We start from the raw sequence: 12,958 nt of genomic DNA on the forward strand, positions 1-12,958 counted from the left end.
TCATTCCCCCAGGTCGAGAGTGAGTTTGGTGACGGCGAAGGCTTCGGCGTAGCGGGTGTGGCATTCGATGCCGCGGATCCGCGCGAGGCCGAGGAACGCCTCCCGGTCGTACCAGGGCCGGTGGCGTTGCGAGGGGTAGTGCTCCTGGAGCAGCTGCACCTTCCGCTCGGCGACGTCCGGCTCCAGCGGCTGGTACGCCGTGGGGCGGCCGAGGTCGGCGTCCCACTTGACGATCTCGTAGCCGAGCACGAGGTGGTCGCGGAACGCGGTGGGCACCAGCTTCGCCAGGCCCCGGTGGTCCTGGTGGGCGTCCTCGGTGCGCGGTGCCAGGACGAGGTCCGGTTCGGTCCGCGCCCGCAGCTCCTCCATGGCGGTCTTGGCCTCGTCCCACTGCGCCGGCAGCCGGCCGTCGGCCAGCTTGAGGACGGTCAGCCGCAGGTCGGCGCCGGGGCAGAAGGCGGCGAGCGCGGCCCGCTCCTCCTGTTCGCGTTCGGTGCCGCCGCCGGTGAGCACCAGGGCGTCGACGCGGATGCCGGGCCGGGCCAGGCACGCGGTCAGCAGGGTGCCGCCGGCGCCGATGGCGATGTCGTCGCAGTGCGCTCCCAGGGCGACGAGCCGGTCCAGGCGCCCGGTTTGGAGCCGGATCACGCGGCCCCCGTCCTGGCGCCGTCGCGTTCCCACACGGCCCACGGGCGCTCGCCCCGGGCGTAGGCGGCGTCCAGCGCGGCCCGTTCCTTGACGGTGTCGGTCGGCTTCCAGAAGCCGCGGTGGCGGTGGGCCACCAGCCGGCCGCGCTTGGCGAGCCCGGCGCAGCCGTCGGCGACCAGGTCCCCGCCCTCGGGGATGTGGTCGAAGACCTCCTGCCGCAGCACGAAGTAGCCGCCGTTCTCCCACAGCGGCAGTTCGCTGACCGCGGTGATGCCGCCCACCAGTCCGTCCTCGCCCAGGTCCACGCAGTGGAAGGAGGACTGCGGCGGCACCACCATCATCGACGCGCCGGCGTCGCGCCGGGCGAACTGGTCGATCATCTGGGGCAGCGGGGCGTCGGTGAGCACGTCGGCGTAGTTGGCGAGGAACATCTCGTCGCCTTCGAGGTGGTGGCGCACCCGGCGCAGCCGCTCCCCGATTGGGGACTCGATGCCGGTCTGCACGAACGTGATCTTCCAGGAGGCGATGTCGGTGGAGAGCAGTTCGGTCCGCCCGTTGGAGAGCACGAAGTCGTTGGACATCGTCTCCTCGTAGGTGAGGAAGAAGTTCTTGATGTGGCGGTCCCCGTAGCCGAGGCAGAGGATGAACTCGGTGTGCCCGAAGTGCGCGTAGTAGCGCATGACGTGCCAGATCAGCGGTCGCGGGCCGACCATCGCCATCGGCTTGGGCACGTCGTCGTCCCCGCCGCTGCGCATCCGCAGCCCGTAGCCGCCGCAGAACAGTACGACCTTCATGCTGCAACCTCTTTCACGACGTGACCTCGACGATGCTCAGTTCCGGGATGGGGAAGACCAGCCGGCCGCCCCAGGCGTGCACGAAGGACAGTTGCTCGACCAACTCGGCCCGCAGGTTCCAGGGCAGGACGAGGACGTAGTCGGGCTCGTCGGTGCTGATCTGTTCGGGCGGCAGGATCGGGATGCGGGTGCCCGGGGTGAACCTGCCGTGCTTGTAGGGGTTGCGGTCGACCGTGTACGGGAGCAGGTCGGGCCGGATGCCGCAGTGGTTGAGCAGGGTGTTGCCCTTGCCGGGGGCGCCGTAGCCGACGACTGTCTCGCCGCGCTCGGCCGCGTCGATGAGGAACCGCAGCAGGTCCCGGCGCACCTTGGCCACCCGGGCGGAGAACTCGGTGTACCCGGACAGCTCCTGGAGCCCGGCGGCCTTCTCCCGCTCCAGGACGTCGGCCACGCGCCGGGTCGGCTCGCCGGCCGTCTCGGCGGGCCGGGCCCACAGCCGGATGGAGCCGCCGTGCGTGGGCAGCAGTTCGACGTCGACGAGCGCGAGTCCGCCGCTGGCCAGCGCCCGGATCGCGGCGGCGACCGTGTAGTACTGGAAGTGCTCGTGGTAGATGGTGTCGTACTGGTTCTGCTCGATCAGCGTCAGCAGGTGCTGCACCTCGACGGAGACCCAGCCGTCGTCGGCGACCAGGGCGCGCAGGCCCCGGGTGAACCCGATGACGTCGGGGATGTGGGCGTACACGTTGTTGGCCACGACCAGGTCCGCAGGGCCGTGTTCGGCGCGGACGTCCGCGCCGGTCGCCGGGTCGAGGAACGCGGTGAGCGTGGGCACGCCCGCGTCCCGCGCGGCGGCGCCGACGTTCACCGACGGTTCGATGCCCAGGCAGCGGACGCCGCGGTCCACCACGTGCTTGAGCAGGTAGCCGTCGTTGCTGGCGACTTCGACGACGAAGGCGTCCGGGCGAAGGCCGACCCGCGCCGCGGCGTCGTCGACGAACGTGCGCGCGTGCTCCACCCAGGACGTCGAGTACGAGGAGAAGTACGCGTACTCGCTGAACGTCTCCTCCGGGGAGATCAGCGGCGGGATCTGCGCGAGCCAGCAGTCGGTGCAGACCCGCAGGTGCAGCGGGTACGTCGGCTCGGGCCGGTCCAGTTGGTCCGCGGCGAGAAAGCTCTCGCACGGCGGGGTCGCGCCCAGGTCGACCACGCTCGCCGTCGCCGTCGAGCCGCACAGTCGGCATCGTGTCATCTGCTGTCCCCATCCCTGCTCGCGCGGCTTGCCCGCGGCGAGCCAGTGCTCTTGTCCTCACCCGGCGGCGGGCCGTCCCCGCCGCCGGTGCGCCCCGCGATCGCGGTGCGGTACCCGTCCACCAGGCGCTTCAGCCCGACGGTCGGGCTGAAGCCCTGCTCGTAGCGGCGCCGGGCCGCCCGGCCCATCTCCCCGTTGCGGTCCTGCTCGGCCGTGACCCGGCGCAGGCAGGCCGCGAGCGAGGCGGGCTCGCCCGGCCGGTGCAGCAGCCCGGTCACCCCGTCGTCGACGAGTTCGACGAAGGCGCCGTGTCCGGCGGCGACGGCCGGGACACCGGCCGCCATCGCCTCCACGACCACCAGGCCGAACGCCTCCAGCCACGTCGAGGGGGCCACCACGGCGACCGACTTCGCGATCGCCCGCCGGCACTGCTCCGGGTCGTACAGGCCGACGTGGCGCACGTCGTCCCGGCCCGCCGCCCAGGCCGTCACCTCGCCCTCCAGCGGCCCCGCGCCGGCGATCACGAGCGGTACGCCCGCCCCGCCGCCCGCGGCGATCTCGTCCCACGCGGCCATCAGCATGCGTACGCCCTTGGCCTCGGCGAGCCGGCCGAGGTAGAGCAGGTGCTCGCCGGCGCCGAGCCGGCGGGCGTCGGGCGCGGGGTCGGGCACGAAGTTGTGCTTGACCGCCAGCCGCTCGGCCGGCATGCCGGCCCGCACCAGGACGTCGCGCTGCGCCGCGGAGATGCAGAAGAACCGCTCCACGCCGGACCACCACCGGCGCCGGTTGACCGCCAGGCTCACCGCGAGCGGCACCGTCGCCAGCTTGGAGCCGCGGTAGCAGCCGTGCCGGACGGCGGGCAGCGGCGTCGACCCGACGCACTCGGAGCACGGCCGACCGTCCCGTTGCAGCGTGCCGGGCGGACAGACCTGGGTGTAGTTGTGCAGCGTGGCGACGACGGGCACGCCGGCGTCGGCGCAGGCGGCCAGCACCGCGGGCGACAGCAGCGGAAAGACGTTGTGGACGTGCACCACGTCCGGCCGCTCCGCCCGCAGCCGGGCGGCGAGTTCGGCGCGGACCGCCGGGTTCCACGGCACCAGCAGCGGCACCGCGGCCTTGCCCCGCAAGGAGAGGGCGGCGATGTCGTCGCTGCGCCGCTCGAACACCCCGACCCGGTGGCCGGCCGCGCGCAGCAGCGCCACCTCCTGGTCGACGACGTTGTTCTCGCCGCTCGGCTGCGCCGAGGAGTAGCGGTTGTGCACCACGAGGACGTGCATGCTCAAGGACGCCTCCGGTCCTGGTCCCGTTGCGGGACGGCTGGTCGATGGGGCTTCGGCGTCGGAAGCGACGCGGCTGCGGCGGGTGCGGCGAGCAGGGACGCGGCCACGGCCAGGTGCAGCAGATACGGCGAGGCGTCACCCAGCCCTGCTTCGGTGTACGACGCGATCGCGCAGTAGCTGATGAGGAAGACGGCGCACGCCCGGTGCAGCGACGGTGGCCGCAGCAGTGCGACGCCGCCCAGCACGACGAAGACCGCCGCGACCAGGACGACGCCGGTCAGGCCCTGTTCGTGGTAGACGGCCAGCCAACTGTTGTCGATCGGCAGCCCGCCGAACGACTTGTCCCCCAGGCCCACGCCGAACGCTTCCTTCAGCGTTGAACGGGGCTGCGCCAGCAGGGCGTCCCAGACCTTGGCCCGGCCGGTGAGGCTGGTGAAGTTCTCCTGGCTCTGGCCGCGCAGGAACCACGCCCGCAGCGCCGGGGCGAACCCGACCGCGGCCACCGCGGCGCACACCACCGTCCAGGCGAAGAACCGGCGGGCGGCGGCGCTGGTCAGCACGAGCGAGCCGATCGCCAGCGCGAGTCCGATGAGCAGGCCGAGCGTGGCCGTCCGGGTGTGGGTGAGCGCGAGCATGACGAGGGAGGGCACGATGACCAGCACCGCGCTCGTCCGGTCGACGCGACGGCCCAGGACGAGCAGCGCGGTCAGCCCGATGATCACCGCGGCGTACTGGCCGATCTGCGGCGGGGTCAGCGGCCACAGCGCACCGACCAGCCGCCCGCCGTACAGTTCCGGCACGGCGGCGCCCGGTGAGATCGCGGCGCCGGCGGCGACCGACCCGAGCACCGCGAAGTACATCCGTATGTGGTGCCGTACGAAGGTCAGTTGCCCGTCCCACCAGCGGCTGAGCAGCCACAGCGTGCCGATGAAGAGGCCCAGTCGGGCACAGCGGAACAGCGCGCCGAGCCCGGACTCCAGTTGCATGCTGGAGATCACGCTCGGCACCAGCAGCAGGGTGAGCAGCAGCAGGAAGGCGCTGGCCCGCACGCGCAGTCGCAGGTTGAGCGCGAGCGCCAGGGCGAACGCGGCGACCAACGCGCCCATGGTGACCATCTGGATGAGGGAGCGGGGCAGCGGGACGACGGTCTTCGCCCCGGCGGAGCCGAGGGTGTTGAGGACCAGCAGACCCCAGGCGAGGCCGACGGTCTTCGGCGTACGGGCGGGGCGCGCTCCTGCGCCGGGCCCGGTGTCCGCCGCGTGCGGTCCGCCCGGCAGCGCGTCGCGCCGCGGGTCGTCGCCCATCTCAACCACCGGACCGCGGGTCGAGGGTGCTGCCCGCGTCCTGCTCGTACGGCGTGCCCTGCCACTGCCCGAAGTCGAGCACCCGGCTCGGGTCGTGGGCGACGAAGGTCCACGGTCCGAGGTAGTCGTTGTCGTACCAGCGGTTGTGCTGCCGGTGGGTGATCGCCTTCGCCACCTGCTCGCCCTGGTACGGCGACCAGTCGGGGAAGGTGCCGTAGTTGGCCAGCACCGCCATGCGGTCGCACTTGACCGTGCACTGGAGGACGGACTTGTCGAGGACGAAGCGGTTGCCGTGGACGTCCACCCGCTGCGTCTTCCACCGGCAGTCGGCGTACAGCGGCGCGGTGGCGATCCCCGGCCGTGCGCAGCGCTCGGCGCGCGGCACCAGCAGGGTGCAGTGGCCGGAGGAGGTGTTGGCCGGGCTGTTGCAGAACCGGTCGGCGTTCTCCCACAGGGTGATGCCGGACCAGTTGTTCTCCAGCACGTTGCGGGAGATCTCGATCTTGTCCGTGCGGGCGTCGATACGTGGTTCGCCGCCGGACTCGGACAGGTAGACGGTGGCGAAGGGGAAGCTGTCGCCGCGGTCGGCGTGCTTGCGGCCCTCGACCCAGTTGTTCCGCCGGATCGTGTTCTTCCTAATGACCGCGTTGTAGCTGGTCTCGTAGATCAGGGCGGCGCCGTCGTTGGATTCGAGGACGTTGTCCTCGATGCGGAAGTCGTTGTTGTTGGTGTCCGCCCACAGTCCGGCGCCGCGGTTGTCGTGGACCCAGTTGCCGCGTACGTCGGCCTTGTTGACGGCCCAGAACTTGACGCCGGCGGTGCAGCCGCAGCCCGGTCGGCGCCGCTCCCAGTCGTCGGTGTTGTTGGCGGTGATCTCGTTGCCCTCGACCACCAGGCCGTTGACGGGGCCGCCGGCCTTGTACGCGTTCATTCCGTACTGGCCGTTGCCGCGCAGACAGCTGGCGCTGACCCGCTGGCGGGCGCCGGCCATCAGCCCGGCGCCGGAGTTGTACTGGACGGTGGCGTGCTCGATCACCCAGCCGTCGGCCGAGTCGTGGTTGACCACACCCTCGTTGTGCGGTGCGACGAAGCCCTGCACGGTCAGATGGCTGATGGTGACGTCGGGGGCCGAGCCGCCGAACGCGTACTGGTTGGTCTTGCGGCCGTCGAGCACCGCGCCCGGCGCGCCCAGGTAGCGGTTGCCCTGCTTGGGGATCACCTGGGAGTAGCGGTCCGGTGGAAGCCGGTGCTGGCCCGGTCGAAGCCAGAACGTGGTGTTCGGGGGGTTGGCGCGGGTCTTCGCCGCCAGGTCGCCGACGACCGCGGGGTCGACCGGCACCGCGCCCTCCGGCGCCTTCGTGGGCCCGGGCGCGGGGTCGGCGCACACTCGGGCCACGGCCCTGGCCGCGGACGGCGCGCCGGTCGGCCCCGCCGGGGCGCCCTGCGTGTCCACGCAGGCGCTCGCCAGCAGGGCCGGTGCCGCGACCGGCAGCGCCCAGTTCCGCCACTTGATCACCGCGCCCCCTAGCCGCGGAACCTGAGTACGGTGGTGAACTCCTGCGCGCCGTCGACGTGGCCGGTGCCGACGAGCGTCGTGGCGGGTTCCTTGCGGCCGAAGCCGGCGGAGTACCAGCCGAGCGGCGGGGCCGTCTCGCCGCGGTGCGCCCGCCAGCGCAGTTGCCCGGGCAGTTCGAGCACGGCGGAGCGGTCCTCGCCGTCCCGGGTCCAGGTGAGCACGGCCCGGCTCTCGTCGAGGTCCGCGGCGATCGTGGGCCCGAGGTGGAAGGCCAGGCGTGCGGCGCGACGCGGGCCGCGCACTTCGTCGACGACCCGTAACTCCCGGCTCGTGGATGCCAGTTCCACTCGGCGTCGGTGTACGGCGCCCTGGTAGCCGTCGTGTTCGGCGCACCAGCGGGCGGGCTTTTCGTCGGTCGGGTCGGGGTCCGCGACCAGGACGCGGCTGCGGGCGTGCCGGGTCCACAGGAACGGCCCGCCGGAGCCGGACTGGTCGTCGCCGTCGAGTTCCAGGGTGTTGTGGCCGAGGGTGGATCGGAAGTACCGCCGCCACTCGGGCTGTCCGTGGTAGCAGTACGTGCCGGGGTCGGCGAGCACGTCGACGCCGTCGTGCCGGACCTCCACGGACAGCGCGTCCGCGTGGGCGTGTGCGGCAATGGACAAGAAGCCGTGCGGGCCGCCGTCGCAGCGGCACCAGATCCCGCCCGGGCCGCGCAGGACGGTGAGCCCTGCGTCGGCGAAGTGGGCCGGTCGGCTGTCCGGTCGGGTCGCGGTCGGTGCCGCGGGTCGCACGAGCGCGGCCAGCAGCGGGGTGCGCACATCGGTGCCGGTCACCTCGGGCCACCAGGCGAGCCGGCCGAAGACGGCGTCCCCGGTGGCGAGCAGCGAGGCCCAGCGGTCGGTGCCGGCGCCGTCCACGACCAGGCCGTGCCCGTCGTCCGCGTCGCCCTGGCGCGGCGGCCGTAATCGGCCGTCGACGACGGCGGCGAGCGCGTCGGTCATCCGCAGCAGCACCAGCCGCACGGTCTGGGGGACGGGCACGCCGGCGGCGTCCGCCTCGGCGACCGCGGCGAGGCCGAGTTCCAGCACGAGCCCGTGGTACTCGCTGGCCAGTTCCCGGTTGAGACCGGAGGGGAAGGTGTTGCCGCGCAGGTGCTCGTCCAGCGACCGCAGCGCGTCCGCGCGCCACCGCGCTGATTCGGGGAACCAGCCGAACGCGCAGGCCGTGGCGAGCTGTCCGGCTGCCTCGGCGATGACGTGGTTGTTCGCCGACGACCCCCGGCTGGGGAAGGCGGCGAGCCAGCGCTGGTGGTGCCAGATCTGGTGCAGCGCCACCGGGTTGTCCTCGAACAGCCCGGCCGCGCCCGGCCAGCCGTCGAGCAGTCGGCGCACCCAAACCCAGGACAGCAGCCGGATGCCCAGCTCGATACCGCTGGTCCAGTGCACCCCGCGCAGCGGCTCGTTCGTGGCCCACCAGGACCGCAGGTGCGCGGCGACGCGCTCGGCGTACGCCTCGTTCCCGGTGGTCGCGTACGCGGCGGCGAGCACGGTGAGGTGGTGGTGCCGGGACAGCTCCCAGATCTGCTTGACGTCGCCGATCGCGTCCTCGTCGCGGTAGGGGACGTCGAAGGCGTAGCCCTCCGGGGCGCGGCGGCCGGTCTTCGGGTCGTACTGCCAGTCGGGGTCGGCCAGGTCGTCGCGGCGCACCCCGAAGTACTCGGCTTGCCCGGCCATCAGCCGGTCCGCATCGGCCACGAGGCGCTTGACGGCGTCCGGCGGGACGGCGTCGACCACCTCGGCGGGCAGCGCCGCGGTGAACCGGGCGCCGGTCGGGGTCGGGGCGGCGGGCACCGCCGATCGCCACCGCCGTCTGCGGACCGCGTCGCCCACCCGGCCGCCGACCTCCCGCGGCCCCATCCTCGACAGCCGCCGCAGGTACCAGCCCGCGCTCCCCGAACTCGCGCTCATCGCGCCGCCGCCAACGTCACGGGGGCGCCGCTGGCCAGGCTGGTCCGTACGGCGAGGGTGGCGGTCGTGGTGGCGACCAGCGACTCCAACGGCACCGGCATCGGTCCGCCGGTGCGTACGGCTTCCAGGAACGCGTCCAACTCGGCGCGCTGGCCCTTGTCCCGGGCCTTGGGCAGCCGGGAGCTCACCCACCGCTTGCGGCCGTGGACGCTGGCGCGGACGAAGTCGTCGAGCCGTAGCGCACGGCCGTCGGCGACCAGGTCCAGGGTCTCCTTGGGGAAGCCGGCCGGGCCGGTGGTGACGTAGCTGATGGTGGCGGTGGAGCCGCCCGGGTAGCGCAGCACGACCTGGAGGTCCTCGTTGCCGGGCGTGGCGAGCGCGTACACGGAGACGGGGTCGGCGGCGAGCAGCCAGCTCGCGGTGTCGATGAAGTGCCCGCCCTCGCCGGCGAACCGCGTGCCCTCGGTGTTCTGTTGGAGGTACCAGCTGCCGGCCGCCAGCCGGCCCGCGTTGACGAGGTAGCGCACGCTCGCCGGCCCGGTCCGGGTGCCGAAGCGCTCGCTGGCCTCCTTCAGCAGCGGTGCGAAGCGGCGGTTGAAGCCGACCTGGAGCCGATCGTTGCCGGACTCCTCCACGGCCGCGAGCACGCCGGCCAGTTCGTCCTGGTCGAGCGCCAGCGGCTTCTCCACGAACACCGTCTTGCCCGCCAGCAGCGCCCTGCGGGTCAGTTCGGCGTGCGAGCTGTGCCGGGTGACCACGAACACCGCGTCGATGGACGGATCGTCGAGGACGGCGTCGAGGTCGGTGGTCGCTTCGGCGAAGCCGAACTTCTGCTTGGCGTTGGCCGCGGACAGCGCCGTCGTGGTGACGACCTTGGCCAGCTCGACGCCGTCGCGGCGGGCCAGGTGCGGCAGCAGCATCGACGTCGCGTAGTTGCCGGCGCCGGCGAATGCCAGCCGCACCGTCGCCTTGGCGGGCCGGACGGCGGCGGGCGCCTTGCTGGCGCGGCGCACCGCGGGCACGGCCGTCGCGGGGGCCGTCTCGTGCGCCTCCCCGGTGCGTTCGGGGTAGCGGAAGAGCACGGCCACGGCCCTCAGCTCGCCGTCCTTCAGGCTTCGGTAGGTCTCCACGGCGTCGTCGAAGTCGGCGACGTGGGAGATCAGGGGCTCGACGTCGATCCGGTCGCGGGCCAGGAGGTCGAGGAAGCACGCCAGGTTGCGGCGCTCGGTCCAGCGCACGTAGCCGATCGGGTAGTCCCGCCCCTGGAGTTCGTACTCGGGGTCGTAGCGCCCCGGTCCGTAGCTGCGGGAGAACCGTACGTCGAGCTCCTTCTCGTAGTACGCGTTCCACGGCAGGTCCAGCCGGCACTTGCCGATGTCGACGACCCGGCCGCGGTCCCGGCTCAGTCGGGCGGCCAGCTCGACGGGCTGGTTGCTGGAGCCGCCGGCGGCCAGGTACACCTGGTCCACGCCGTGTCCGCCGGTGAGTTCGGCGACGGAGTTCACCACGGCGGCGGACGCGGGATCGCCGCAGGCCGCGGCGCCCAGGCGCTCGGCCAGCTCGCAGCGCGCCGGGTCGGGGTCGACCCCGACGACGGTGGCGCCGGAGGCGACGAGCAGTTGCACCACCAGCTGTCCGATCAGCCCGAGGCCGATGACCAGTGCCACGTCGCCGAGTTGCGGTTCGCCCTGGCGCACGCCCTGCATTGCGATCGAACCGACGGTGCCGAAGGCCGCGTGCCGCGGCGCGAGGCCGTCGGGGACCCGGGAGTAGAGGTTCTTCGGCACCCAGTTCAGCTCGGCGTGCAGCGCGTGCTCGTTGCCGGCGCAGGCGACGAGGTCGCCCACGGAGACGTCGTCGATCCCGGTGCCTACCTGCTCGACCACGCCGCACAGCGAGTAGCCGAGCGGGGTGTACGAGTCCAGCTTGCCCATCACCTTGCGGTAGGTGGCGGGCAGTCCGTTGGTGGCCACGCTCTGCATGACCTTGGCCACCTGGTCGGGGCGGGAGCGGGCCTTGCCCAGCATCGACATGCCGGCCTCTGACACCTTCATGAGCTCGGTGCCGGTGGAGATCAGCGAGTAGGCGCTGCGGACCAGCACGCCGTCCGGCTTGCACCCCGGCACCGGCACGTCGAGCAGCGCCAGCTCGCCGCTCTTGTAGTTCTGCACGACCTGTTTCACCCGAGCTCCTCTTGTTTCTACGCCGTCTTCCGCACCGTTGTGCACGCCGTCTCGCACGCCGTCTTCCGTGCCGTCTCGCACTCCGTCAGGCCGCTGCGCTGCGACTGGAGTCGGCGGTCGCGCTGCGGTACCAGTACTCCAGGGTCAGCACGTGCCACAGGTGCTTGGAGAAGTCCCGCTGTCCGGCGGCGTCCTCGGCGACGAGCCGCTGGAGCGCCTCGCGGCGCAGGAAGCCGGACCGTACGAGCACTCCGTCGTGCACCACCTCGCGCACCAGCGGTGCCAGGTCCCGGCTCATCCAGGCCCGCAGCGGCGCGCTGAACAGGCCCTTGGGCCGGTAGACGATCTCCCGCGGCAGGATCGAGGTGGCCGCCTCCTTGAGCACGGCCTTGCCCTGCCGTCCGACGATCTTGCGGTCGCCGGGGACCGCGAACGCCGCCTTGACCACCTCGACGTCCACGTACGGCACCCGCACCTCCGTCGAAGCGGCCATGCTGGAGCGGTCCGTGTAGGCGAGGTTCAGACCCGGCAGGAACATCCGGGCGTCGCCCAGGCACATGCGGTTGACGAAGTCGTCGAGGTCGTTGTCCCGGTAGACGTCGGCGTGCTCGGTCAGCACGTCGTCGACCGTCCCGGCCAGGTCCGGGTCGAGAAGGGCGAGCAGTTCTTCCTGGTCGTACATGGTGTAGCTGCGGCGGAACGCGGTCTCCTCCGGCAGTTCGGCGAAGGAGAGGAACCGCTTCGCGAAGCGCACCGACCGGTACCCCCGGCGGGACGTGGCGACCGGCAGCCGGTCCACGGCCCGGTGCACTGTGCGCCGCAGGGGCCGCGGCACGCGCTGGTAGCGCAGCGCGAGCAGGTTGGCCAGGTGCTTGCGGTACCCGGCGAACAGCTCGTCGGCGCCCATCCCCGAGAGCATCACCTTGACGCCGGCCTCCCGGGCGGCCGAGCAGATCAGGAAGGTGTTGATCGCGGCCGGGTCGCCGATCGGCTCGTCCAGGTGGTACGTCATCTGCGGCAGCAGGTCGAGCACGTTCGGGGCGATCTCGATCTCGTGCAGGTCGACGCCGAAGCGCTCGGCCACCCGCCGCGCGTAGCGCAGGTCGTCGGGCATCGCCTCGAACTTGGCGTCCTCGGCGCGGAACCCGATGGTGTACGCGGAGATCCCGGGGCGGTGGCGGGCCGCCAGCGCGGTCAGATAGCTGGAGTCGAGCCCGCCGGAGAGGAAGGTCGCCACGGGGACGTCGGAGAGCAGGTGCCGTCGGCTCGACTCCTCGACGACGGCGGCGAGGTCCGGCTGCCAGCCGCTTCGGGCCCGCTCCCTGGCCTCGCTCGCGACGTCCTTCAGGTTCCAGTACCGGCCGCGCTCCACCCGCCCGTCGGGCCGGCACCGCAGCCAGCTGCCCGGCGGCAGCTTCTCCGCCTCGCGGAACGCGCAGCGCGAGTCGGGCACCCAGTAGTAGAGCAGCGAGGCGACCAGTGCCGCGTGGTCGACCTGGAGCGAGCCGCCGGTCACGGCGGCGAGCGCCTTGAGTTCGGAGGCGAACACCAGGCCCGTGCCGCGCCGCAGCAGGAACAGCGGCTTGATGCCGAGTTGGTCGCGGGCGAGCACCAGTTCGCCGGTCCGCTCGTCGAAGACCGCGAAGGCGAACATGCCGCGCAGCCGGGGCAGGCAGTCCGTGCCCCAGCGCCGCCACGCCTCCAGCAGCACCTCGGTGTCGGAGGTGCCGCGAAAGCGCACCCCGGCGGCGGCCAGTTCGACGCGCAGTTCGGGCGCGTTGTACAGCTCGCCGTTGTAGGTGAGGGCCAGGCCGCCGGAGACCATCGGCTGGGCGCCGGTCTCGGACAGGTCGACGATCGCCAGCCTGCGGTGCCCGAGGTGCACCTCGCCGTCGCCGGCCGGGTGGCCGTATCGGCCGGCCCCGTCCGGGCCTCGGTGGGCGAGGACGTCGGTGAGCCGGTCGACGACGACCCGCCCGTCCGGCCATCGGTACGTGCCTGCGATGCCACACATGGT

The 12,958-nt window shown here is 72.7% G+C and carries 9 protein-coding genes; all 9 read right to left on the bottom strand.

Translation table 11 applies throughout. The features are described from left to right. Positions 1–648 (bottom strand): PIG-L deacetylase family protein, encoded by a 648-nt coding sequence (locus ABZ842_RS30775; protein WP_361544034.1) that lies wholly within the window; start codon positions 646–648, stop codon positions 1–3. Continuing rightward, complete coding sequence (locus ABZ842_RS30780) at positions 645–1,442, bottom strand: glucose-1-phosphate cytidylyltransferase (RefSeq protein ID WP_361544037.1); 798 nt, start codon at positions 1,440–1,442, stop codon at positions 645–647. Before ABZ842_RS30780 ends, ABZ842_RS30775 begins: the two co-directional genes overlap by 4 nt. Positions 1,443–1,455: 13 nt before the next feature. Continuing rightward, positions 1,456–2,691 (bottom strand): class I SAM-dependent methyltransferase, encoded by a 1,236-nt coding sequence (locus ABZ842_RS30785; protein WP_361544040.1) that lies wholly within the window; start codon positions 2,689–2,691, stop codon positions 1,456–1,458. Further along, entirely contained in the window at positions 2,688–3,968 is a 1,281-nt protein-coding gene (locus ABZ842_RS30790; RefSeq protein WP_361544168.1) for a glycosyltransferase, read from the bottom strand. Before ABZ842_RS30790 ends, ABZ842_RS30785 begins: the two co-directional genes overlap by 4 nt. 2 nt (positions 3,969–3,970) lie before the next feature. Continuing rightward, positions 3,971–5,275, bottom strand: coding sequence for an O-antigen ligase domain-containing protein (locus ABZ842_RS30795; protein WP_361544043.1), 1,305 nt, complete (start codon positions 5,273–5,275; stop codon positions 3,971–3,973). 1 nt (position 5,276) lies between these two features. Beyond that, positions 5,277–6,791 carry a right-handed parallel beta-helix repeat-containing protein gene (locus tag ABZ842_RS30800; protein ID WP_361544046.1) on the bottom strand — a complete coding sequence of 505 codons (1,515 nt, stop codon included), beginning with the start codon at positions 6,789–6,791 and terminating at the stop codon, positions 5,277–5,279. 8 nt (positions 6,792–6,799) lie between these two features. Next, on the bottom strand, positions 6,800–8,758 hold the full coding sequence (locus ABZ842_RS30805; protein ID WP_361544049.1) for an alginate lyase family protein: 1,959 nt from the start codon (positions 8,756–8,758) through the stop codon (positions 6,800–6,802). Further along, positions 8,755–10,941 (bottom strand): bi-domain-containing oxidoreductase, encoded by a 2,187-nt coding sequence (locus tag ABZ842_RS30810; RefSeq protein WP_361544052.1) that lies wholly within the window; start codon positions 10,939–10,941, stop codon positions 8,755–8,757. Before ABZ842_RS30810 ends, ABZ842_RS30805 begins: the two co-directional genes overlap by 4 nt. 85 nt (positions 10,942–11,026) lie before the next feature. Then, entirely contained in the window at positions 11,027–12,955 is a 1,929-nt protein-coding gene (gene asnB / locus ABZ842_RS30815; RefSeq protein ID WP_361544055.1) for an asparagine synthase (glutamine-hydrolyzing), read from the bottom strand. Between the last annotated feature and the right edge of the window lie 3 nt (positions 12,956–12,958).

Origin of the sequence: Streptomyces sp. NPDC047315 (assembly GCF_040643215.1) — a bacterium.
Taxonomy (GTDB): Bacteria; Actinomycetota; Actinomycetes; order Streptomycetales; family Streptomycetaceae; genus Streptomyces.

Bases quoted from the DNA above. Each gene is read 5' to 3' on its own strand.
- ABZ842_RS30780 (WP_361544037.1), bottom strand. From the start codon at position 1,442: ATGAAGGTCGTACTGTTCTGCGGCGGCTACGGGCTGCGGATGCGCAGC.
- ABZ842_RS30785 (WP_361544040.1), bottom strand. From the start codon at position 2,691: ATGACACGATGCCGACTGTGCGGCTCGACGGCGACGGCGAGCGTGGTC.
- ABZ842_RS30790 (WP_361544168.1), bottom strand. From the start codon at position 3,968: ATGCACGTCCTCGTGGTGCACAACCGCTACTCCTCGGCGCAGCCGAGC.
- ABZ842_RS30795 (WP_361544043.1), bottom strand. From the start codon at position 5,275: ATGGGCGACGACCCGCGGCGCGACGCGCTGCCGGGCGGACCGCACGCG.
- ABZ842_RS30805 (WP_361544049.1), bottom strand. From the start codon at position 8,758: ATGAGCGCGAGTTCGGGGAGCGCGGGCTGGTACCTGCGGCGGCTGTCG.
- asnB (WP_361544055.1), bottom strand. From the start codon at position 12,955: ATGTGTGGCATCGCAGGCACGTACCGATGGCCGGACGGGCGGGTCGTC.